This is a genomic window from Kribbella sp. NPDC056951 (genome assembly GCF_042674205.1).
Lineage (GTDB): Bacteria > Actinomycetota > Actinomycetes > Propionibacteriales > Kribbellaceae > Kribbella > Kribbella yunnanensis.
Genome location: NZ_JBHUQZ010000003.1, coordinates 1 through 22,842, shown reverse-complemented (window position 1 = coordinate 22,842; position 22,842 = coordinate 1). Strand labels below are relative to the sequence as shown.

General features: G+C 67.4%; 18 protein-coding genes. 5 read left to right on the top strand and 13 right to left on the bottom strand.

Annotation, left to right across the window (positions count from 1 at the left end; all coding sequences use genetic code 11):
* Window positions 1-4: 4 nt before the first annotated feature.
* Window positions 5-2,740, bottom strand: a complete 2,736-nt coding sequence (locus tag ACFTSF_RS12840; RefSeq protein ID WP_380154003.1) for a DUF4082 domain-containing protein — start codon at window positions 2,738-2,740, stop codon at window positions 5-7.
* A 245-nt stretch (window positions 2,741-2,985) separates the two neighbouring features.
* Here ACFTSF_RS12840 and ACFTSF_RS12835 point away from each other — a divergent pair, with 245 nt between their 5' ends.
* Window positions 2,986-6,159, top strand: coding sequence for a glycoside hydrolase family 3 N-terminal domain-containing protein (locus ACFTSF_RS12835; protein WP_380154002.1), 3,174 nt, complete (start codon window positions 2,986-2,988; stop codon window positions 6,157-6,159).
* A 1,377-nt stretch (window positions 6,160-7,536) separates the two neighbouring features.
* Here ACFTSF_RS12835 and ACFTSF_RS12830 read toward each other — a convergent pair.
* The gene (locus ACFTSF_RS12830; RefSeq protein ID WP_344164757.1) at window positions 7,537-8,448 is read right to left on the bottom strand and encodes a DJ-1/PfpI family protein; all 912 of its coding nucleotides are present in this window, start codon (window positions 8,446-8,448) and stop codon (window positions 7,537-7,539) included.
* 4 nt (window positions 8,449-8,452) lie between these two features.
* On the bottom strand, window positions 8,453-9,052 hold the full coding sequence (locus tag ACFTSF_RS12825) for an isochorismatase family protein (RefSeq protein WP_380154001.1): 600 nt from the start codon (window positions 9,050-9,052) through the stop codon (window positions 8,453-8,455).
* A gap of 221 nt (window positions 9,053-9,273) precedes the next feature.
* Between ACFTSF_RS12825 and ACFTSF_RS12820 the strand changes: the two genes are divergently transcribed.
* Window positions 9,274-10,488: an aldose epimerase family protein gene (locus ACFTSF_RS12820; protein ID WP_380154000.1), complete on the top strand. Its 1,215-nt coding sequence runs from the start codon at window positions 9,274-9,276 to the stop codon at window positions 10,486-10,488.
* A gap of 4 nt (window positions 10,489-10,492) precedes the next feature.
* Here the strand turns inward: ACFTSF_RS12820 and ACFTSF_RS12815 are convergent, their stop codons facing one another.
* The gene (locus tag ACFTSF_RS12815) at window positions 10,493-11,275 is read right to left on the bottom strand and encodes an SDR family NAD(P)-dependent oxidoreductase (protein ID WP_344164766.1); all 783 of its coding nucleotides are present in this window, start codon (window positions 11,273-11,275) and stop codon (window positions 10,493-10,495) included.
* 105 nt (window positions 11,276-11,380) lie between these two features.
* On the opposite strand from ACFTSF_RS12815, the gene ACFTSF_RS12810 reads away from it, so the two are divergent.
* Window positions 11,381-11,968, top strand: coding sequence for a TetR/AcrR family transcriptional regulator (locus ACFTSF_RS12810; RefSeq protein ID WP_380153999.1), 588 nt, complete (start codon window positions 11,381-11,383; stop codon window positions 11,966-11,968).
* Here ACFTSF_RS12810 and ACFTSF_RS12805 read toward each other — a convergent pair.
* Window positions 11,965-12,552, bottom strand: a complete 588-nt coding sequence (locus tag ACFTSF_RS12805) for a DJ-1/PfpI family protein (protein ID WP_380153998.1) — start codon at window positions 12,550-12,552, stop codon at window positions 11,965-11,967. The two genes, ACFTSF_RS12810 and ACFTSF_RS12805, sit on opposite strands and share 4 nt — an antisense overlap.
* A gap of 71 nt (window positions 12,553-12,623) precedes the next feature.
* Here ACFTSF_RS12805 and ACFTSF_RS12800 point away from each other — a divergent pair, with 71 nt between their 5' ends.
* Complete coding sequence (locus tag ACFTSF_RS12800) at window positions 12,624-13,643, top strand: GlxA family transcriptional regulator (protein WP_380153997.1); 1,020 nt, start codon at window positions 12,624-12,626, stop codon at window positions 13,641-13,643.
* Here the strand turns inward: ACFTSF_RS12800 and ACFTSF_RS12795 are convergent.
* The 7 genes from ACFTSF_RS12795 to ACFTSF_RS12765 all read right to left on the bottom strand — a co-directional run bounded on the left by ACFTSF_RS12795 (window position 13,563) and on the right by ACFTSF_RS12765 (window position 21,286).
* Window positions 13,563-15,071: a DnaJ C-terminal domain-containing protein gene (locus ACFTSF_RS12795; RefSeq protein ID WP_380153996.1), complete on the bottom strand. Its 1,509-nt coding sequence runs from the start codon at window positions 15,069-15,071 to the stop codon at window positions 13,563-13,565. The genes ACFTSF_RS12800 and ACFTSF_RS12795 overlap by 81 nt on opposite strands.
* The gene (locus ACFTSF_RS12790) at window positions 15,055-15,453 is read right to left on the bottom strand and encodes a hypothetical protein (protein ID WP_380153995.1); all 399 of its coding nucleotides are present in this window, start codon (window positions 15,451-15,453) and stop codon (window positions 15,055-15,057) included. Before ACFTSF_RS12790 ends, ACFTSF_RS12795 begins: the two co-directional genes overlap by 17 nt.
* A 77-nt stretch (window positions 15,454-15,530) precedes the next feature.
* Window positions 15,531-16,940: a hypothetical protein gene (locus tag ACFTSF_RS12785; RefSeq protein ID WP_344164783.1), complete on the bottom strand. Its 1,410-nt coding sequence runs from the start codon at window positions 16,938-16,940 to the stop codon at window positions 15,531-15,533.
* 214 nt (window positions 16,941-17,154) lie between these two features.
* Window positions 17,155-18,237, bottom strand: a complete 1,083-nt coding sequence (locus tag ACFTSF_RS12780) for a Gfo/Idh/MocA family protein (protein WP_380153994.1) — start codon at window positions 18,235-18,237, stop codon at window positions 17,155-17,157.
* Window positions 18,237-19,529 carry an ABC transporter substrate-binding protein gene (locus ACFTSF_RS12775; RefSeq protein WP_380153993.1) on the bottom strand — a complete coding sequence of 431 codons (1,293 nt, stop codon included), beginning with the start codon at window positions 19,527-19,529 and terminating at the stop codon, window positions 18,237-18,239. Before ACFTSF_RS12775 ends, ACFTSF_RS12780 begins: the two co-directional genes overlap by 1 nt.
* Window positions 19,530-19,563: 34 nt before the next feature.
* Window positions 19,564-20,400: a carbohydrate ABC transporter permease gene (locus tag ACFTSF_RS12770; protein ID WP_380153992.1), complete on the bottom strand. Its 837-nt coding sequence runs from the start codon at window positions 20,398-20,400 to the stop codon at window positions 19,564-19,566.
* Complete coding sequence (locus tag ACFTSF_RS12765) at window positions 20,390-21,286, bottom strand: carbohydrate ABC transporter permease (protein WP_380153991.1); 897 nt, start codon at window positions 21,284-21,286, stop codon at window positions 20,390-20,392. Before ACFTSF_RS12765 ends, ACFTSF_RS12770 begins: the two co-directional genes overlap by 11 nt.
* Window positions 21,287-21,397: 111 nt before the next feature.
* Here ACFTSF_RS12765 and ACFTSF_RS12760 point away from each other — a divergent pair, with 111 nt between their 5' ends.
* The gene (locus ACFTSF_RS12760) at window positions 21,398-21,922 is read left to right on the top strand and encodes a dihydrofolate reductase family protein (RefSeq protein ID WP_344164797.1); all 525 of its coding nucleotides are present in this window, start codon (window positions 21,398-21,400) and stop codon (window positions 21,920-21,922) included.
* On the opposite strand, the gene ACFTSF_RS12755 is transcribed toward ACFTSF_RS12760, so the two are convergent.
* Complete coding sequence (locus ACFTSF_RS12755) at window positions 21,904-22,662, bottom strand: methyltransferase domain-containing protein (RefSeq protein ID WP_380153990.1); 759 nt, start codon at window positions 22,660-22,662, stop codon at window positions 21,904-21,906. The two genes, ACFTSF_RS12760 and ACFTSF_RS12755, sit on opposite strands and share 19 nt — an antisense overlap.
* Window positions 22,663-22,842 lie beyond the last annotated feature (180 nt).

Here is a 22,842-nt window from a genome sequence, read left to right as displayed (position 1 = left end):
ATCCTTATCCTTCGGAGAAGACCGGGTCGACGAAGTAGTTGCGCGCTTGGTACGAGAGCGTCGGGAAGGTGCCGGCCGACAGGGCGTAGATCCCGGCCGCCGGGTTGGTGCGCGTGAAGAGCACACCGTTCGTCCGGGCGGTCGCGAGGCCCTGGTCGGTGGCGCTGAAGCCGCCCGCCGAGCTGTACGAGACGACGTAATCGGCACTGGCATCGATGGCGACCGGTTGCGCGAACCGGACCTCCTGCCAGCCTCCGGCGCTCTCGTTGGTGAAGGTCGCACTGGTGAGCTTCTGACCGGCTGCGGTCCACAGCGAGCCGACGTGCGTGCCGGTGTTGTGCGTGCCCTTGAAGAACCGCACGCCGTGCACCTTGCCGCCGTTCGCGCTGCTGAACCGCAGACCGAGCTCCAGCGAGGTCGGCTCGGTCGTGCCGAAGACCGGCGCATCGCCGACGTTCCACAGCGTGTACGTATCGGGCTGGAAGATCACGTCGGCCCAGTAGTTCGTGTTCCGGTAGGTCTCGGTCGGATACCAAGTCGGCCCGTGCGAGAAGAAGCCGTTCCCGGCAGGTGCGTGCAGTACGCCGTTGTCCTGGCTGCGCCCATCGAAGAAGTAGTGGTTGTAACCGAACGACCCGGCCGGCGAATGGTACGAGACCATGTAGTTGCCGCCAGCATCGATTCGGACCGGCTCGGCGAACCGCACCTCCTGCCAACCACCGGAGGTCTCGTTGGTGAACGTTGCCGTGGCCAACTTCTGTCCTGACGGCGACCACAGACTCCCCGTGTGTACGGCGACATCTCGTGGTGCCTTGTAGAACTTCACGCCCAGTACGACGCCCGGCCGATCGACGCGGAACCGTACCCCAACCTCGGTCTCGCGGTTGTCGGAGTACCACTCGACCGCCGGACCGTCCTCGTCGTTGAACAGCGACCGCGGATAGGCGATGCTCGGCGGCTTCGCGACCGTGAGCGGCCATTCACCGAAGATCTGTTGCCCAGCTGTGGTTCGGGCGACGAAACTCATCGACAGCTTCTTGCTGTACGGCAGCGCCGCGCTCGGGGTGAAAGTCGCCGTCCGCGACACCGCGTCGTACGACGTCTGTCCCGGCGTACCGGTTTCGCTTCCGCCCTCGCGGACCTGGACCGAGCTCGGCACGATGTCGTCGTAGAAGGTGACCTGCAACTTGCGTTGCGGCCAGACGCTGGTTGCGCCAGGCAACGGAGCGGTCGTGAACCGGCCGACCGGGAATAGCGGCGGTCGTCCGACCGTGCGGATGAGATCTCCGAAGCCGCCGTCATAGGTCGTGAACGGCCTTGGCGAAGCCCACAGCACTTGCGAGAGCGAGCGGAACGGCTCGGTGAGCAGGTAGGACTGCAGCTCCTCGTGCTCACTGAACGGCATCGTCCACAGGTGCAGCTTGGCGCCACGCAGACCTAGCGTGTCCGGGCTGACCGTCCTGTCGGTGAACCGGCCGGGGTGGAACTCGTTGTAGAGCCGCTTCGGATCCGGCACCCGCCGCGGGTTCTCGGTGGTCGCCGGGTCGTAGTACAGGTAGTCGCCGTTGGAGTTGTGGACCTGGTAGCCCTCGTTCAGCAACTGTTCCGAGGTCTTCCGGCCGGCCCAGTTCACCCAGTGCTCGATGATGATGTTCTTGTCCAGCGGGACCGTGATGTTGTTCAGCAATCCGTCGTTCCAGATCCGCGCCTGCTTGTTGGTCGCCCGCACCGTCTGGTTCATGTCGTTCAGGAACCCGGTGAACACGTCGACCGGCTGCGCGTTGTCGCCGAACCGCTGCCTGGCTTTGGCGTGCAGCTGCGGCCACAGGTCGTACCGGACCAGCGCGTTCTGGCTGAAGTCCGTGATGTACTCATCCGCGCCGAGATGCCAGTACGGCGTACTGAACTCCCGCAGGTTCGGCGCGAGCACCTCGTCCCGGCAGAAGTCGTAGGCGGCGTCCTTGCTGAGATCCAGATGCGAACCCCAGTTCGGCAGGGCCAGGTCCGGCCGGTCCGCGAGCAGCTTGTTCATGTGCCCGGGCATGCCGGTGAGCGGGACCAGGCCGATGTTGTACTTCGCGGCGTACGCCTCGATCTCCTTCGCCTGGGCCAGCGGCGCGGTGTCGTAGCCGATGTTCACCCACAGCATGTTCAGCTTCAGGTAGGCCATCTCGTCGAGCTGCCCCTTCCACCAGGCGGTGGTGTAGAACCGGGCCGCGTTGGCCACCAGGAAGCCGCGCTCCGGGTACTTCGGCCAGTCCCGGGCCACGCCACCGGGCACAGTCGTCGCCTGCTTCAGCCACTGCACGACGGTCTGCACCCCATGGAACACCCCGGCGCGCTGGCCGCTGATCTCGAGCGCGGCGCCGACCTTGATCTCGTACCCCTCGCTGTTCACGACCGCGGCGGCCAGGCTCAGCACGATGTCACCGGCTTCCGGCGCAGGCGTGTCCTGAATCTGAACCTGTGCAGACCTGTTCAAAGCCTTCGCCAGCGCGGCCGCGAGCGTCTCAGCGGCCGGACGCAACGCGGCGGCGTCGGCACCCCGAACGATGATCCGAATACTGGAAGGAACGACGTACTGGCCGCTGCCTGCGGTCCACGACTGCAGCGCGGGGATGGTCGGCGGCGGTACGGCGGTCGTCCGCGCCGCGGCCGGGGTCGCGGGGCCGGCGACCAGCCCGGCGAGCGCGGCACCACCGGACAACGCGAGGAACTGGCGACGGGGCAGGTTCGGCATCGGACGCTCCTGTGGGCGATGGAAGGTCTTAAGCTTCGAAATATCGAAAATGCATCTCCATATGGGAGCTTAAAAGCCGCTTCCGGAGAGCACAAGAAACCCGGCCTGCCTTTACACGGACGTCGAAACGTGATCTATGAGAGCGCTCTAGTTCCGGAACCGCCGACCCCTTGATCTGGGCGGCCGCAGCACCCAGAGTCGGGCGCGACGCGGGCGCGCGCCCGCGCTGAGCTCAGGAGTCGCCCATGCCCAGGTGGCCAGTTGCACGCCCATCCAGACGCCCGGCCAGACCGCGCACGGCGGTGGTCGCAGCGGTCGCGCTGCTGGCCGGCACGCTCGTGGCCGGTCCCGCCGTCGCCGCCGATCCGACGCCGCTCACGCTGGCCGCCTTCGAGGGGGCCGAGCCGTTCGCGTCACCGCCGAACCCCGGCATCTTCGGCTGGGGCAGTGACGCCGACGACCCGCCGACGATGGAGCTCCAGACCCGCGCCGACGCCCCGGCAGGCGGCTCAGTCCTGCACGGTACGTACAACATCAGCGGGTGGGGTGGCTTCAGCCACGACATCACGTTCGACCAGAACCCCGGGAACTGGTCGGCCTTCAAGGGCATCCGGTTCTGGTGGTACGGCCAGAACCCTGCGCAGACCGAGCCCGGTACCGGGAAGCGGATCTTCTTCGAAATCAAGGACGGCGGCGCGAACGCCGAGGCCTCGGAGCTGTGGAACACCAGCTTCACCGACGACTGGCAGGGCTGGCATCAGGTCGAGATCCCGTTCAGCGAGTTCGTCTACCGCGGTGACTACCAACCGGTTGGTGGTATCGACCACATCCTGGGTCTCACCCAGATGTGGGGCTACGCGTTCACCATGCCGGGTGGTGCGCCCGGGCAGTTCCAGATCGACCAGATCGAGACCTACGGCAAGGCCGACCCGGCCCTCAAGGCGAGCATCAGCACGGACGCCGAGGTCTACCCCGTCAAGGAGGGCGGCAGCGCCCAGGTGAAGGTCGCGGTCACGACGACCGGCGGCACGCCGCTGGAGGACCCGGTCACCGTCGCCTACACGGCTGGCAGTGGGACCGCCAGTGTTGACGACTACACACCGGTTTCCGGCACGCTCACCTTCCCGGTTGGTACGGCGTCCGGTTCGACGCAGACCGTGACTGTGGCGACCCGGAAGGACGGCAGCGCGGAAGTCGCCGAGACGATTCCGCTGGAACTGACCGTCACCGGCGCCAAGCCGCCCGCGACTCAACCGGTCGTGGTGATCGACGCACACGACCTGCCGTACCTGAACCCGAAGCTGTCGGTGAAGAAGCGGGTCGACGACTTGCTGTCGCGGATGACGCTCGCCGAGAAGGTCGGCCAGATGACCCAGGCCGAGCGGAACGCACTCAAGTCCCGCGGCGACATCGCGACGTACGCGCTCGGTTCGTTGCTGTCCGGTGGCGGCTCGGTGCCGTCGCCGAATACTGCGGCTTCTTGGGCGGCGATGGTCGACACGTTCCAGCGGAGCGCGCAGGCGACCCGGTTGCAGATCCCGCTGATCTACGGGGTCGACGCGGTCCACGGACACAACAACGTGGTCGGCGCGACGATCCTGCCGCACAACATCGGTCTCGGCGCGACTCGTGATCCGGACCTGGCTCGCCGTACCGGTGAGGTGACGGCGACCGAGGTTCGCGCAACGGGTATCCCGTGGGACTTCGCGCCGTGTTTGTGCGTGGTCCGCGACGACCGCTGGGGGCGTGCCTACGAGGGGTACGGCGAGGACCCGGCGCTCGTGGATGCGATGTCCACGGTACTCACCGGCATGCAGGGTAAGGCTGACGGCAGTCAGTTGAAGAACAAGGACCGGGTGCTCGCGTCGGCGAAGCACTACGCCGGCGATGGCGGTACGACGTACGGGTCGTCGACGACCGGTGGTTACAAGATCGACCAGGGCATCACGCAGGTGAGCCGTGCAGACCTGGAGCGGTTGCACCTGGCACCGTTCAAGAAGGCGGTCGACCTCGGTGTCGGCACGGTGATGCCGTCGTTCTCGAGTGTCTCGATCGACGGCGGGCCGGCGGTGAAGATGCACGGGAACGACGAGCTGATCAACGGTGTTCTGAAGGACCGAATGGGCTTCAAGGGCTTCGTGATCAGCGACTGGGCGGCGATCGACCAACTGCCGGGCGACTACGTGAGTGACATCCGGACTTCGATCAATGCTGGTCTGGACATGATCATGGTGCCGGCGCGGTACCAGGAGTTCACGTCAGGCCTGACCGCCGAGGTCGGCGCCGGACGGGTGCCGCTGAGCCGGGTCGACGACGCGGTGCGCCGGATCCTCGGTGAGAAGTTCAAGCTCGGTTTGTTCGAGAAGCCGTACTCGGATTCGTCGCTGCTCTCGTCGGTCGGTTCGGCCGCGCACCGGGCAGTCGGTCGCGAGGCTGCGGCGAAGTCCCAGGTATTGCTGAAGAACGAGGGCAATCTGTTGCCGCTGGCACCGACCTCGAAGGTCTACGTTGCCGGTAGCAACGCCGATGACCTGGGCAACCAGCTCGGCGGCTGGAGCATCACCTGGCAGGGCAAGTCCGGCGCGACCACCACCGGTACGACGATCCTCGCCGGAATCAAGGAAGTGGTGCCGTCGGCAACCTTCAGCACCGACGCTTCGGCACCTCTGACCGGTCATGACGTCGGCGTGGTCGTCGTCGGCGAACGCCCGTACGCCGAAGGCGTCGGCGACGTAGGCAACGGTCACGACCAGTCGCTGTCAGACGCCGACAAGGCCACCGTGGACAAGGTCTGCGCCGCAATGAAGTGCGTCGTACTCACCATCTCCGGCCGGCCGCAGGTCGTCTCCGATCAGCTAGGCAAGATCAACGCCCTAGTGGCCTCGTGGTTGCCAGGCACCGAGGGTGCCGGTGTAGCCGACGTCCTCTTCGGCAAGAAGCCGTTCACTGGCCGCCTCCCGGTCAGCTGGCCACGAACCGAAGCCCAGCAACCCCTGAACGTCGGCGACGCAACCTACGACCCGCAATACCCCTACGGCTGGGGCCTAACCACCCAAGCCGCCGCCCGCCAAAAGCTAACCGAAGCCCGCAACACCTTGCTCCGCAAGCACGATCCGTACGCACTAGCGGCCGGCGTAGCAGCATCCATCGCCCTACAGGTGAAGGACTGGTCCGGGCCCCAGGCAACCATCGCCCTGGCCGCCCTAGAACAGTCCGCCAAATACCTGGACCGCACCAAGGCAGACACCTTCGCCGAGGGCGACGCCGTAGTATCCGCCGCCCGCTGGATCACCCAAACCAAGCTCGGCCAAAACCTCACCGAGCCCACCTCCAAACTAACCGCAGACGCCGAACACGAAGCCCTAACCGGCCACCTATCCACCGCCGTCACCAAACTAACCACCGCCTACAACCACTAACCACCCGCCGGGCGGGACCCCGTCCCGCCCGGCCCCAGTACGACGTCGGGCACCAATCAACCATCTGCGCGATCGGATGGTGGTCGACGGGCGCTCAAGGTGACCGCCGACCCGCGATCTCGTGCCCCCGGGGATATCTGGCGCGTTGATCGGAACGAAATCGGCGCCTGGACCCGAAAATCCTCCGACTAACGCAAGACCTCGAGCATCACGCACCTCAGCCACAGCCCGTCAGCCCCAGACAACGCGCAGCCGCGGTAGCCGACCTCGCCAACCAGCCCAGCCACCCGCGCGGCGCACCCTCTTGCTTTGTCGGCCGCCTTTGGCGGTCGAGTCGGGGCACAGGCCCGAAAGGACTCGGCCGGGGACGTCCGCTCTGGCTGATCGCCGCCTCCGGCCGACCAAAAAGAAAGCGTGGCCGGGCGCCGCGGTGGCTGAGGCGGATGGCGAGGCCCGGCGACCGCGGCTCCACGCCGCCTGAGGTTGCCGGGCTGTGGTTGCCGGGCTGTGGTTGCCGTGCGGGGAGAGAGGCCTGCTGGCAGCTGACCCACCCCGCACCTCACCAAACCGCGCCGCGCCAAACCGCCCCGGCCCCGCCTCGCCAACCGCGCCGCGCCGCGCCGCGCCCCACCTCACCACCCCGGACCTCTCCAAACCGCGCCGCACCACCACGCGCCTCATCAACCGCGCCGCGCCTCACCACCCCGCACTTCACCAAACCGCGCCGCACCACCACGCGCCTCATCAACCGCGCCGCGCCTCACCACCCCGCACCTCACCAAACCGCGCCGCGCCTCACCACCCCGCACCTCACCAAACCGCGCCGCACCTCACCACCCGCGCCGCGCCAAACCGCGCCGGGCCTCACAAACCACCCCGCACCTCACCACCCCGCACCTCATCAACCGCGCCGCGCCTCACCACCCGCGCCTCACCACCCGCGCCGGGCCAAACCGCGCCGGGCCTCACCAAACCGCACCGCGCCAAACCACCTCGCGCCTCACCAGATCGCGCCGGGCCTCGTCGTGTGGGCAGGGCGGCGATGCGTTGGGCGGTACTTTTTTCGCGTATACCCCAAAGTTGCCGACGAACGCGACCTCCGCGGTCTAACGTCCGACGATGCGGAGACCACGCCTGCGGGTTCTTCGGACGCTAACCGGGAGCGGTTATCAACGTCCGGCGATCCGGAGACCACGCCTGCGGGTTGTTCGGACGTTGTGGGAGCGGGGACGCGTTGACCGCGATCCGCCAACCCCCGGCGGGCGGTTGCCGCGGCGTTTGCTCGGGGGTGGATTGTTGCGAGCGCGCCGGAGGCGCCAAGGTGGAGCCGCCGCGGAGCGGGGTCCTTTAGTGCGCAGCCGCCGCGGGGCGGTGTGTTTATGTGCGGGAGCGGAGGCGGCGGAGCATTCGGGCGTCTTCGAAGCCTACTGCTCGGGCTGCGGACTCGATGGTGCTGCCGTGGCCTATTAGGTGTTCGGCTCGTTCTAGGCGGAGGAGTTGTTGGTAGCGGAGGGGGGTTAGGCCGGTGGCGGTGGTGAACATGCGGGTGAGGGTGCGTTCGCTGACCGAGACCTGGTCGGCTAGGTCGGCGAGCGGTAGGCGTTCGGCGTAGCGGGCGTCGATGACGTCTTGGACTCGGTGGGCGAGATCGCTTAGGTGACCGCGGTGGCGGAGCATCACGCTTTCTTGTAGTTCGTCGCCGTTGCGGCGGGCGTAGACGACCATTTCGCGCGCGACTCGGGCTGCTGCCTCGGCGCCGTGGGCGCCGGCGATCAGGTGTAGGGCTAGGTCGATGCCGCTGGCGATTCCGGCGGAGGTGATGACGCGGTCGTCGACGACGTACAGGACGTCGCGCACGATGGTCGCCCGGGGGTAGCGGGCGGCCATCATGTCGGTCAGGTCGTGGTGGGTGGTGTAGCGGCGGCCGTCTAGCAACCCGGCGGCGCCGAGTGCGTCGGCGCCGGAGCAGACGCTCGCCACGGATCCCCCGGCCGCGTGGTGATCGCGAAGGCGTTGCTGGAACGAGGCGCCGATCGGTGGCACCGGGAGGAGTCGCGGCGACCGCCAGCCCGGTACGACGACCAGGTCGTCCGGGCCGAGTTCCGGCCACTCGGGCTGGGTCTTCAGGGGCACGCCTTGCGCGGTCATCACCTCGTCGGCCTCGGCTACATAGGTCAGTTCGTAGCCATAGCCGAGGGTTTCGGCGGTCGAGAAGGCCTGCGCGGGCCCGGCCAGGTCCAACAGGTGCAGCTTCGGCACCAGGACGAAGACGACCCGGATACTCCCCATTCGGTCAGGATGACACGGGTACGGCGGCCAGGTCGTCGATCGTCCGGATGGTGGCGAACCGTCCCGCGAGGGCGTATTCGGTACGTTCGGTGACGGCCTCGGCCGACAGGGTCCGAGGATCGGCGAGAATCTCCTCCACCGACGCATCCGCCGGTAGCGTCCAGTGCGGCAGCGGCATCGTCGCAGTGGCCTCGGTGACGAACACGACGTCGTACCCGAGGTCGGAGGCGACGCGGGCGGTGGTCTCGCAGCACTGCTCGGTGCGGATGCCGCTGACGACCACCGAGGTCACACCGTGCTGGGTGAAGATCTGCTGCAGATTCGTGGTGGTGAAGGCGTTGTGCGCGGTCTTGGTGATCACCGGCTCACCCTCGACCGGTTCGAGACCCTCGATCAGGCGGACATGGCCGGAGGCCGGATCGAACGCCGTACCGGTGCCTGGTTCGGTGTGCAGGACCCAGACGACCAGGTCGCCGGCGGCGCGGGCAGCGGTGACGAGTCGGCCGACGCGGTCGGCGATGTCGGGGTGGTTGACGACCTGCCAGCTTGGGCGGACCCGGAAGGATTCCTGGACGTCGACGACGAGGAGTGCGGTTCGGCTCATGACACCAGCATGAGCGGATCGTCACCGCGCCGAGTAGGCCCGATCGCGGCGCACAGCGGACCGATCCGGTCAGCGCCCGGCGGAGAATTTCCCATCGTTGGAGAGGTTGGACGAATTCACACCGTTCCGAACTATTCCAAACACTGTGCCGGAGTGCTTACAGTGCGCGAGGCGGCGTGGAAGCGCTCCCGCCGCCCAGACGACTCAGTGAGGGGAATGCGATGCCCGATCACCTGCCTCGCCGTCAGGTACTCCGGACGGCCGGCGCCCTGGGCCTGGGCGCTGCCGCCGCAGGGGCCCTGACCAGTACTGCGGAGGCCGCCTCAGGTGCGCCGGATAGGTTGAGCAGCATGGGTGCACACCACGGCAAGCTGGAGATCCGCAAGGACCCGTTCGGCACCACGCCGGACGGGAAGAAGGTGGATGTCTACACCTTCGGCAACGGCCGGGTCACCATCTCGATGCTGACCTGGGGTGCCACCATCCAGCGGGTCGAGACGCCGGACCGGCGCGGCCGGGTGGCGAACATCAGCCTCGGCTTCGACAACCTGCCCGACTACGCCGCGCTCAGTCCGTACTTCGGCGCCACCATCGGCCGCTACGGCAACCGGATCGCGAAAGGCAAGTTCTCGATCGACGGTACGTCGTACCAGATCCCGGTCAACAACGGCGAGAACGCGCTGCACGGCGGCCCGCTCGGCTTCGACAAGAAGGTCTGGTCGGCCAAGACCGTGCAGACGTCCAAGGCGGTCGGTGTTGCGTTCACCTACGTCAGCCCGGACGGCGAGATGGGCTTCCCTGGTGAGCTGACCACGACCGTCACGTACACCCTCGACCGCGAGGACAACCTGCGGATCGACTACCACGCGACGGTCAAGGGCAAGCCGACGATCGTCAACCTGACCAACCACGTCTACCTCAATCTGGCCGGTGAGGGCAGCGGCCCGATCGACGACCAGGTGTTGCAGCTGAACGCGCCGAAGTACACGCCGGTCGACGCCGGCCTGATCCCGACCGGCGAGATCGCCCCCGTCGCCGGGACCCCGTTCGACTTCACCAAGCCGACCCCGATCGGCGCCCGCCTGCGCGGTGACCACCCGCAACTCGTCGTCGGCCGCGGCTACGACCACAACTTCGTCCTCAGCACCAAGACCGATCCGGACGGCCTGCGCCTCGCGGCCCGCGCCTGGGACCCCGAGCACGGCCGCACGGTCACCGTGCGCACCGACGAGCCCGGAGTCCAGTTCTACAGCGGCAACTTCCTCGACGGCACCTTCCTCGGGATCGGCAACAAGGCCTATCGCCAAGGCGACGCCTTCTGCCTCGAGACCCAGCACTTCCCGGACTCGCCCAACCAGCCGAACTTCCCGTCGACGGTCCTGCGCCCCGGCCAGACCTACAAGTCGACGACCGTCTACACCTTCGGCACCAAGTAAGTTCTCAGGCAGTCTTAGAGCTACCGGCGTCGATGAGGTAGTCGGCGCCGGTAATGCTCGCGGTCAACGGCGAGCACAGCTGCACCACGAGAACCGCCACTTCACTCGGCTCGATCAACCGGCCGGTGATCATCCCGCCCTGCTGCGGCAACCCCGCCAGCAACTCCTCCTGCGAGATCCCGAGATGGCCGGCCAACTGACCGCCGTACCCCTCGGGCGACGTCCACAGCGCCGTCCGCACGGCCGCCGGTGAGACCGTGTTGATCCGGACCCCTTGCGGGCCGAACTCCTCGGCCAGCGCCTTCCCGAACGCGGTCAGCGCCGCCTTGGCGGTCGTGTACGGCACGGGACCACCGGACGGCACCTTCGCCCCGACGGACGAGACGTTGACGATCGCGCCACCCTGCCGGACCAGACTCGGGATCGCGGCCCGGGTCACCCGGACGGTGGCGAAGTAGTTCAGCTCGAAGATCGTCTGCCAGGTGGCATCGTCGTAGTCGAGGAAGCCGGCCCCGAGCTCACCCTCGCCACCGCCGACGTTGTTCACCAGCAGGTCCAACTCGCCGACCTCGGCGAGCGCTGCCGCAACCGCCTGCTCGGGACCGCCCGCTGCGGCGAGATCAGCCTGTACGACGAACGCCCCGGTCGCGCGCAGTTCCGGCGTACTGGTCCGGGCGACCGCGACCACGCGAACCCCTTCCGCGGTGAGCTGCTCGACCACAGCCAGGCCGATCCCGCGACTGGCGCCGGTGACGAGTGCCGTCTTGTCCTTCAACTGCAGATCCATGAGATGTCCTTAAGTCGCATCTTCGCTGACCCATCGAAGGTACTACTTGCATCACAGATGATGCAAGTAGTCGCCGAATCGCATCCTCGGGGTAGTCTGGAGGACATGAGCGAGACCAGGTTGCGCGCGGACAGCGCCCGCACGGTGCTGACCATCCTGGAAGCGGCCGAGCGCACCCTGAACCGCAAACCGAACGCCACCATGGAGGAGATCGCGGCCGCCGCCGGCGTCGCGCGTACGACCGTGCACCGGCGGTTCGCCACCCGCGAGGCCCTGATCGCCGCCCTCGCCACCTGGGCCGCCCAGCAGCTGACCGACGCGGTCGACGCCGCCCGCCCGGAGACCACGCCGCCACTGATCGCCCTCTACCAGGCGACCGCGAACGTGCTGGCCGTCAAGCTCTCCTGGGGGTTCGCCACCAATGCGACGCTTGCCCCCGGCAACGAAGCCACCCGGATCCAGGCCGGCATCGTCGAGCGCTGCGATCAGCTCTTCGCCCGCCTCGCTGACACCGGCGTCCTCCGCCCCGGCGTCACCCCGCTCTGGGCCCGCCGCGTCTACTACGCCCTCATCCATGAGGTCTGCCAAGACGCTGCCGCCCACCCCGACGACCCCATCGACACCGACGCCGCGGCCACCCAACTCGTCGAAACCCTCCTCCACGGCATCGCCACCCCAGGCACCAAGCTCTAGCGCCGCCAGACCGTCCCCTGGCGGTCGCGGCCGATCCACTGCTCCATAGCGACCACCTCGGCCGCGGCGCCCAACTCGCGCTCGAGCAGCCAGCAGGCGAGGTCCACCCCCGCGAACCAACCGCTGCCACACGTCACCAGATCGCCGTCGTCGACGATCCGGGCGTCGATGACCTCGGCCCATGGCTTCAGCAGGTCGTAGCCCGGGCGATGCGTCGTCGCCGGACGTCCGCCGATCAGTCCGGCCGCGCCCAACAGGATTGAGCCGGAGTCAATCCCGGCCAGGATCAGTCCGGCACCACCGACGCGCTTGGCGTCGGCCAACTGCTGCGGAATGACCCCGCGCTCGATCTCTTCCTCGATCCACCCGCCCGACACCGCGAGCACGCGAGCGGTCTCCGGCGACCACAGCTCCAGTTCGCCGAACGTCGTTCCGTAGCAGCCTTTCACCGTGGTCACACCGTCGGCCGTGACGAGGCGCGCATCCACGTCGAGCCCCCGCCTCTTCGCATGGGCGAACACGGCGTACACCGCCAACGCGTCCACCTCGGCCACCCCGTCGTACATCAGCACATCGATTCGCATCCACCCACCCTGCCGCCGTACGACGTCTGCTGGAGAGTGGCGAGAAAGACATGATCCAGTAGATTCGCGCCATGCGGACCGTGGCCGTGCTTGTCCTCGACGGCAGTATCGGCGTGGAGCTGGCCGGCGCCTGCCAGGTGTTCGCGACCGCCGCCGATCCACGCACCGGCGCCGACCTGTACGACGTCCGTGTCTGCGGCTCCCCCAGTACGACGATTGCGGCGCATCGCCGGGCGATCTTTCGGGCTGACCCGCCGTACCCGCTGCGAGCGGCGAAACAGGCCCACACGCTGATCGTCCCGGCCGCCTTCGAGGCCGAACCCGAGGCCGTCGAGGTCGTCCGCGAGGCCCATCGACGCGGCGTCCGAGTGGCCTCGATCTGCACCGGGGCATTCGTACTCGCCGAGGCCGGCCTGCTCGACGGCCGCCGGGCGACCACGCACTGGGCCCACGCGGCCGAGCTGGCCCGGCGCTACCCGGCAGTCGAGGTGGTCCCCGATGCGCTCTACGTGGACGACGGCGACGTCCTGACCTCGGCCGGAGTGACCGCTGGCCTGGACCTGTGCCTACACCTAGTACGCCGCGACCACGGCGCCGCCGTCGCGGCGACCGTTGCCCGGCAGCTGGTGATGGCACCACACCGCGCCGGCAGCCAAGCCCAGTTCGTCACCAAACCCGTTGTCCACGGCAACCATTCGCTGGAACCGGTCCTGCACTGGATCCGCGACCACCTCGCCGAACCACTGACGCTCGGCACAATCGCGACGTACGCCTCCATGAGTCCGCGAACGCTGAGCCGGCAGTTCCGCGCGCAGACCGGCACGACCCCACTACGCTGGCTGATCCGCCAGCGCCTGGCACGAACTCAAGAGCTGCTCGAGACCACGAACCTCACGGTCGACCAGATCGCCACCGCAACCGGCTTCGGCACCGCCGACCTGCTCCGCCAGCACTTCACCAAGACCTTCGCCATCACCCCAACCGCGTACCGCCGTACCTTCAGCGATGCGTCAGAGGCTGCGGTGGGTGACCTCGATCGTGACGATGAGGTCGCCGCGGCCTTCGGCGCGGAGGTGCGGGATTCCCAGTGAGGGCACGCGGAGGCGTTGGCCGGTGGCGGTTCCGGCCGGGACCCGGACGCGTTTGACGCCTTCGAAGGTGGTGACGTCGATGATGCCGCCCTGCGCCGCCACCGCGGCCGGAACCTGGACCGTGCAGGTCAGGTCGTCGCCGTCCCGGCCGAAGACCGGATCCTTGCCTTCGGCAACTTCCAGGAAGAGGTCGCCGGCCGGGCCACCACCCGGTCCGACCTCGCCCTGCCCGGACAGCCGGATCCGGGCCCCCTCGTACAGGCCCTTCGGCACGCTGACCGTCAGGGTGCGGGTCGTCGCGACCCGGCCGTCGCCGTCGCATTCGGCACAGGGGTTCTCGATCTGGGTGCCGAACCCGGCGCAGTCCGGACATCCGCGGGCCGCCGGCGCCGATGCATCCTTCGGGCCGAAGAACTCCTCCATCAACTCATTGGTGCGCTGCTCGGGGAGGTCCCCATAGCCCGAGCACTTGCCACACCTGGTCACGACCGACCTGAGCGAGGTGCCGACGCCTTTGCAGGTCTTGCAGGTCACCGGGCCTTCGACCGTCAACCGCCGCTGACTGCCGAGCACCAACTCACGGATCGGTACGTCGAATCGCAGCAGCATGTCCTGGCCACGCCGCGCTCTCCGCTGCGGCCAGATCGGGGTTTCGTCCGGCGTGCTGACCGCAGGCTCCGGCATCCGGATCCGTTTGCTGCTCGCCAGGAGCACCCGGTACTCGAGCTTCGCGAAGAGGCCTGGCGTCTGTTTGGCGCCCGACCTGCGCAGGCGTTCGAACACGTGGCCGTAGAGCTCGTCGACACCGATCTGTCCGTCGTGATCCCGGTCGGCCTCACCGGTCGCCAGACCGTGGATGATCGCCTCGGTGAACAGCGACGGTTCCGGGGCCAGCTCGACCACACCGTTGCTCTCCCACGCATACTCGGTCCGCTTCGATGCGGTCATGATCGCGCGGCCGCTGCCCTGCATCTGGTCATCGGAGTCGACCCCGATCGAACCCTTGGCCCCAGGCAGCATGGCACCGCTGTAGCAACAGTCGAGCATCACCACGATCGACCGCGCCAGGCACCGATCCATCTGTTCCTTGAGGAACGTCGCGGGGACCGCGGTGGAGGCGAGCAGGGTCGGGTCAGTGTCCGTGGCAGCGAAGTACAGGTTGCCGCGATCGTCCTTGATGCCGTGGCAGGACAGGTGCAGGACCAGTAGGTCGTCGAGACTCCTGTGCAGGAAGAAGCGCTCGATCGCCCGCAGGATCTGACCGGCCGATGCGTCGAGCACCTTCTGGACCTGGAACCAGCCGATCTCCGGATCCTCCAGGACCGCGCCCAGCCGATCCGCATCGGCGGCGGGCGACCGAAGTCCGGTGAGTACGTCGTTCTGGTAGGTGCCGGTCGCGATCAGCAGCGCGTCACGGATGCCGGCCATCGTCACCTTCGGCCGGCAGTTCGGGGAACAGCTGCCGAACCAGCCGCTCGTCCTCCTTGGCCGAACCGCCCTTCAGCTCCACTCGCTCACCGCCGCGCTCGATGATCACGACGCGTCCGGCGCGGCGCTCGACGAACGCGCGCAGTACTCGCAGGGAACCGGACACGAAGGCCGTCGCCGCGCCCGTACCGGCCAGACTAATGATCAGCGTGCCGACCGTCACCGGATCGCCCTTGCCGCCCACCGGCACCTGACCAGACCTGTCCAGGCGCACGTCACCGATATCGGTGTCCAGCAACTCGCGCCGGACCAACTGAGTACGATCCTCCAGCAGTTCATCGTCGATCCCCGGTTCGGCGATGAACAGCTTCAGTTCCGTCATGCAGCCCCCTCCAGCACAACCGATGGAAGAGTCACGATAGCGAGTGGCGGGAGGGCGCGAACACCTCCCGCCGATGCTCAGTTCGGCGAGGTGGTGGCCAGGCCGTGTTCGACGTCGTACTGCTGGATGAAGCGGGCGGCCATCGGCTCGCTGGAGGCGATGGCGGCGGCGAGTGCCTGTGCGGTGCGCTCGCGGTCCTCGGGCCAGTCGGCCAGCAGGGCCCAGGCGCGGGCACGCAGCTTCTCGAGGGCGGTCGGCTCCGGCTCGTCGTCACCCTTGGGGGAATCGTCCGCCGGCTTCGGCTTGGGCTTGGACTCGGGGGCGGTGGTGATGAGGGCCGGCGGCTCGGAGTCGGTGGGGCCGGCGAAGGGGGACGGCGCGGCCGGCTTCTGCACGACCGGCTCGACCTTTTCCTTCGGGGCGGTCGGCTTGAGCTTGCCGTTGACCTTCGCGCCGTTCTTGACGACGTGCTCACCGTCCTCGACCACGACTGCTTCGGCGACCGACTCGTCGGTGCTGCGGTCGTAGGGCAGGTAGTCGACGGCCATCAGCTCGCCGGTCATCGCCTCACCCCAGGCGCCCTCGTCGCGCAGTGAGACGCCGGTGTCGGCGGCGCGGAGCTGGCGTGCCCGCGGGGCCTCTCCCTCGACGACCCAGACGGCTGCGCGCAGGTCGGGGTCAGGAGTCTCCTCCGGCTCCGGAGGCGGCGAGATCGCCTTGGTGAGCTTGTTGGTGATGACCTCGTAGTTGATCCGGTCCTCGAGCATGCCGGCCAAGCGGTCCGGGTCGTACGTCGTCTCGGCGATCTTCGCGAGGCGCTCGTCCTGGTGCTCGGAGCGGATGTACTCCGCGACCGTGCTCGCGATCGCGTCGCGGCGGGTCTTGTTGCGGATCTGGTGCCGGGCCGCGTGCAGGCTCTCGTAGAGGCTGTAGCCGTGCTCGATCGCCAGCGACCGCGCCTGCCACGTCACCTTGGGCTCGCGCGCCCACTGCACCACGCCGTACACGGGAGAGGTCGTCATCATCTGCCCGGCGCGACGCAGGGCATCGCGGCGGCGGGCCGAGCTGTGGATCAGCCACAGCACATAGGCGAACGCGGACAGGCCGCCGAAGCCGAAGGCCAGGAAGCGCTCCTCCGGCCGCCAGTGCCCGACCACGTTGAAGACGACCGCGATCACGGCCGCGAACAACGACATCGCGCGGTACGCGTAGGCCGTCTCACCCTTGCGGCGGCGCAGGTCGGCCAGCGCGGCGGTGGCGACACCACCGAGCTCGAGGACCGCCACCGCCGGAGTGACGAGGACGATCTTGAGGAACGTCGAGAAGCCGGCGTCGGGCCACGGGATGTGCGTGACACCCGCCCACACCTGGCCGACGAGGGCGGCCGCGGCCGCCGTGGCGTAGAAGGCGTAGGCGACCTTGTCCGCCCCGGTGAGGGGTACGTTCGCCAGTTCGCCAGTACTGGTGTTGCTGGTGTTCTCCTGCAAGACGTGGTCTCCTGACCGGTTTGGGCACTCCGGCAGTTCCGTCGCGGACGGCGGGGCTGACTGGTACGGCGGCACGAGGCTACCGGTTCCCGGCCCCGGAAGGGGAGGCGAATCCGGAAACGTCTCGTACCGTCCCCGCGAACCCCTCAGGGCATGCGCAGGAAAACCCGCATCCTGGCACGAACCTGGTGTACGGAACAACTCGTCCCAGTACTCAGACGACCCAGGGCACCCCGAGTTCTTTGAAGAGTGCCAATTCGTCGGAGGCCCGGTCGATCCACTGCTCGACATCGCGGACAATCGGATGCCGCTCGGCGCCTTCGCCTTCCCAGACGACGTTGGCATCCGGGATGACAGCCGGCTCGTCGGCCAACCGGATCGCTTCGACCACGCGCGTGAAACCACCGGTCGCCGCGAACGAACAGTAGAGAGGTACGGCGGGGTCCGCGCGATGCTCGATCAGATTCTGCAGCAGGTCGGCCCGCCCGAGAGTCTGCACGCCATCGGGCAGTTCGAGAGTGTCCGTCGTGTAGTGCAGTACGGCGCGACCTCGAGAGCCGTGGACTATCACCGCGGGGTCGACGTGCTCGGCCGCGCACAATGTCACCGCGATCAAAATCGACGTACCGCGGGTGGTGGTGATGCGAACCGTGGAGGTGTCATCGGACTCGATGTCGTTGGCCCGGTACAGGTCGGTCTCAACCGAACGAATGTCGTCCACGCCGGTCGAACCGTCGAGCAGCAAGGCCGCAGCGGTCGAGTGGGCCAAGGGATTCGTCACTGCACCGTCGACCACCGCGATGCCGTTCAGCGTCCGTCGGCCGGCCCATGGCGCGCGGTCGAAGTAGCCGGCCTTCCGCAACCACTTGCCGGTGGCACTGATCCCGCGGATCCCGCCGAGCCCGCCGTCGGCCATCAAGTGCGCGAGCTGCAGAGTCGCCGCCGATGCCTGCGCCTGGAAGCCGACCTGGCACACGCGACCGGTCTCCTCGATCACCTTCGACAGGTATTCGAACTCGGCCAGCGACGCGGTCGGCGGCTTCTCCAGCAGCACGTCGGCACCCGATCGCATCGCCAGCTCGGCCAGCGGCACGTGCGTCTGGATCGGCGTGCTGATGATCACGACATCGACTTCGGTTGCCGCCAGCAACTCGTCGAGCGACGGATACACCGGTACGTCGACATCGTCCGGCGGCCGCGGATCCGCGATCGCCACCAGGTCGCCGTACAAGCCGGCGTTGCGGACGTGCGTTGCGCCGTGGCCGTGTACACCGGCCACGGCGATGCGGGTGGTCACTACTTGAGCTCTCCGTTCACCTCGTCGAGGAACTGCTGTGCTGCCTTGTCCGGAGCGAGTCGTCCGAACAGCACCTCGGTGGTGTAGCGCTGGATGATCTTCTCCACCTGACCACCTCCGACCGGCGGTGCCGGTGACGGCTCGCCGAGCTCCTTGCCGATGTCCTCGATGAACTTCGCCGAGGCCGCGTCGGCCGGCTGCAGCTTCGGGGTGACGGCAGCGCGGATCTCGGTGTTCGGCGGTACGCCGCGCTCGGCCAGCAGGATGTTGCCGGCCACCGCGTTGTTGGCCAGGAAGTCGACGAACTGCGCGGCCGCCTCCCGGTTCTTCGAACGCGACGAGACCGACCAGAACATCGAACCCTTGTAGTAGGAACCGTTCTTCGCCGACTGTCCGGTCGAGCTCGGGATCCGGAGCAGTTTCAGCTCCTGGCCGGAGGCCTTGCTGAAGGCGTTCAGTTGGTTGCTCCAGCCGAAGGCCATCGCGACCTTCCCGGTGGCCAGGGCGGTCTGGTCGAGGGATGCGGTCATGTCCTGCGCGACCGACTCCGCGGGCGGAATCGCCTTACTGTCGCGCAATTTCACGACGTACTCGAAGAACTTGGTGGTCTGCCCGGCCGAGACACCGACCTTGCCGTCGGGCGTCCACAGCGACTCACCGTTCTGGCGGGCCCACAGGTTCAGTCCGGCCTCGTTGGACCCGATGACACCGGTCCCCCAGCCCTTGCCGCTGAGCTTGGTCGTCGCCTCGGCAGCGATCCGGTTGAACTCGTCCCAGGTCCAGGTCGTGTCGTTCGGCAGCGCGACTCCGGCAGCCTTGAACACAGCCGGGTTCGCGAGTACGGCGAACGAGTTGATCCCAGCGTTGAGTCCGTACAGCCCGCCGTCGAACTCGCCGGCCCCGAGAGTGTCCGGCGCGAACTTGTCGGTCTTCAGGTCACCGGCCTTCTTCAGATCGAGCAGCGCGCCGCGATCGGCGTACTCGCGCAGGTACTTCTCGTCCATCTGGATGACGTCCGGGGCATCGTTCGCGGCGACCGTGGTGGCGAGCTTGTCCCAGTACCCGGCCCATTCGCCGTACTCGCCCTTGATCTTGATGTTCGGGTGTTCCTTCTGGAACGCGTCGATCACCGACTGGGTGAGTTTGGTGCGGGTGTCACTGCCCCACCAGGAGAAGCGCAGTGTCACCTCGCCGTTCTTCGCGGCCGGTCCGCCGGAGTCCCCACCGCACGCGCTCACGACGAGCAGGGCGGAGACGAGCGCGACGGCGGCCAGTGCCTTGAGACGTGTCATGGCAGGCTCCTTACTTGATACCGGTGGTGGCGATTTACTTGATGCCGGTGGTGGCGATGCCCTTGACCAGGAAGCGCTGGCCGAGCAGGAAGGCGAGGAAGACCGGGACCAGCGAGACGACCGACATCGCGAACATCGAGCCCCAGGACGAGCTCGAGGTCGCGTCGACGAACGACCGCAGGGCGACCGGCACGGTGTACATGTGCGGGTCGGTCAGGTAGATCAGCTGGCCGAAGAAGTCGTTCCAGGTCCAGATGAACGTGAAGATCGTCGTGGTCGCCAGCGCCGGCACCATCAGCGGCAGGATCACCCGCAGGAAGATCCCGGCCCGGCCGCAGCCGTCGATCGTGGCGGCCTCGTCGAGCTCGCGCGGGATGCCGCGGATGAACTGCACCATCAGGAAGACGAAGAACGCGTCGGTGGCCAGCAGCTTCGGCACGATCAGCGGCAGGAACGTGTTGATCCAGCCGGCGTGCGAGAACAGGATGTACTGCGGCACGATCACCACGTGGATCGGCAACATGATGCTGAGCAGCATGATCGCGAACCAGATCTTCTTGCCGGCGAACTCCAAGCGGGCAAAGGCGTACGCCGCCATCGAGCACGAGACCAGGTTGCCGAGGATCGAGCCCAGTACGACGACCGCGGAGTTCAGCAGGTAGCGGGTGAACGGCTCGGTCAGCGCGTTCCAGCCGGCCCGGTAGTTCTCGATCCGCAGGTCCTTCACCAGCAGACCGGGATCGCGGAAGATCTCGTTGCCCGGACGCAACGAACTCACGATCATCCAGATCAGCGGGTACAGCATCACCAGCGCGGTGGCGATCAGCGCCAGGTGGATCAGCAGCGTGCGGGGGCGGAGGTCAGTTCTCATAGAACACCCAGTACTTGGAGACGAGGAAGTTGACCCCGGTGAAGATCGCGATGACCACCAGCAGGAACCAGGCCATCGCCGAGGCGTAGCCCATGTCGAAGTTCCCGAAGCCGCGGTCGTACAGGTAGAGCGTGAAGAACATCGTCGAGTCCGACGGTCCGCCGCTGCCGCCGGAGACGACGAACGCCTGCGTGAACGACTGGAACGCGTGGATGATCTGCAGCACCAGGTTGAAGAAGATGATCGGCGTCAGCAGTGGCAGCGTGATCGAGAAGAACCTTCGCAGCGCACTGGCCCCGTCGACGGCGGCCGCCTCGTAGTACATCGACGGGATCTGCCGAAGGCCGGCCAGGAAGATCACCATCGGCGAACCGAACGTCCACACGTTGAGCACCACGAGCGTGCCCAGCGCCGTACTGGGATCGGAGATCCAGCCCTTGCCTTCGACCCCGATCAGGGCGAGCACCTGGTTGAGCAGGCCCTCGGTACCGAACACCTGCCGCCACAGGATCGCGATCGCGACACTCGAGCCGAGCAGCGACGGCAGGTAGAAGACCGAGCGGTAGAAGGCCATTCCGCGGACGCCGCGATCCAGTACGACGGCCAGCAGCAGGGCGATCGCGAGTTGCAGCGGGACCGAGACGAACACATAGGTGAACGTCACCCGCAACGAGTTGTGCAGCCGCTCGTCGGACAGCATCCGGGTGAAGTTCTCGAAACCGATCCACTCCGGCGCCTGGATCAGGTTGTAGTCGGTGAACGCCAGGTAGAGCGAGGCGATCATCGGCCCGATGGTGATCAGGAAGAGTCCGAGCAACCACGGCGACAGGAACAGGTAGGCCGTCAGGTTGTCCCGACGCTTCATCGACCCTCCTCCGGGAAGCATTCTGGAAAGCGCTTGCCTTGTCGCCGGACAGCATGCCGGGAAAGCGGTACCGGAACAAGAGGTCGAAGCGATTCGACTTGGCCGGTTCCGGACACCTGCAAAACTGTCTGTGTGACTTTCCATGCGGCGGTCTTCATCGCCACCAGCCTCGACGGGTACATCGCACGACCGGACGGATCGATCGACTGGTTGACCGAGCGCGGAGAGCAGGCAGGTGACACCGGGTACGACGAGTTCATGGCCTCGATCGACACTGTCGTGATGGGCCGCAACACCTTCGAGAAGGTGCTCACCTTCGGCTTCTGGCCGTACGAGGGCAAACACGTCGAGGTGCTCAGTACGACGCTCGATCCCGACGCCGACGAGCGGGTCATCGTGCACCGCACGGTCGACGGCCTGGTCGAGACGCTCGCGGATCGCGGCGCCCAGCGGATCTACGCCGACGGCGGTGCGGTCATCCAGACCTTCCTGCGGGCCGGTCTACTCAACGAGCTGACCATCACCACCGCACCGGTCCTGATCGGATCCGGCCTGCCGCTGTTCGGTGCCCTGGACAACGATGTGACGTTGGTCCACAACGCGACCCGGACATTGAAGGCGGGATTCGTCCAGTCCGACTACACCGTGGTCCGGTAGCCGGCCGCGGTAAAGCACACCCCACCGGAGCAGAGCCAGCCCTCGCGTTCGCCCTGCTCCAACTCTTCCCAGAACGCAGCCGCACGCGCCTCGCCGGCCAACGCGCTCACCCGGTTCCCGAACAGGAATCGCAGGAACGCAACGGTGTTCTGCAGCACGGTCGTCTCCAGCCGTACGTCGGTCAATCCCGCCGCCAGCAACATCCGCTGCAACCGCCGCCCCGCGTCCGGTGTCGGCAGATCGTCGGCGAATCCCCGCTCGACCGCCTGGACCAACTCGCGGTCCGAGCTGTTCACGAAGACCGTCGCCGCATCCACCTCGGACAGCACAACCACCCCACCAGGCCGCACCACCCGGGCCATCTCCCGTACGGCGGCCTCCGGATCGGCCAGCGCCATCAGCACGCGCTCCGCCCGCACCCGGTCGAAGCAGGCGTCGGCGAAGTCCAGCCGCGTCGCGTCCCCCACGACAAACTCGGCCGGCACCCCCTTCGCCGTACGCCGCCTCGCCTCGGCCACCATCGCCGTACTGACATCCACCCCAACGGCCCGGCCACCGATCCCCACCACACCAGCAATGCCCAGCAGGTCGTCCCCAGTCCCCGACCCCACATCCAGCACCGCCATCCCCGCTCGAGCATCCAGGAGCTCAGTGATCACCCCCTTGACCACCTGCTCCGCAGGCACCCCCTTCCGGGCGTCCAGAAACCGCACGAAGTAGTCCCCAGGTGCAGTGTCCACCGCCCGAAACCCCGCCGGATCCTCCATACCCCCAGATTCCCCCACCCACGTGTCACCGGCATTTCACCGCCGTTTGGTGGGTATGCCCCAATGCCGCTTAGTTAGGGCTGTGGGGTGGTTGTCAACTGTCGAGGATGTGGATGGTGTGGGTGGTTTTGTAGGTGTTGCGGTCGGTGGTGG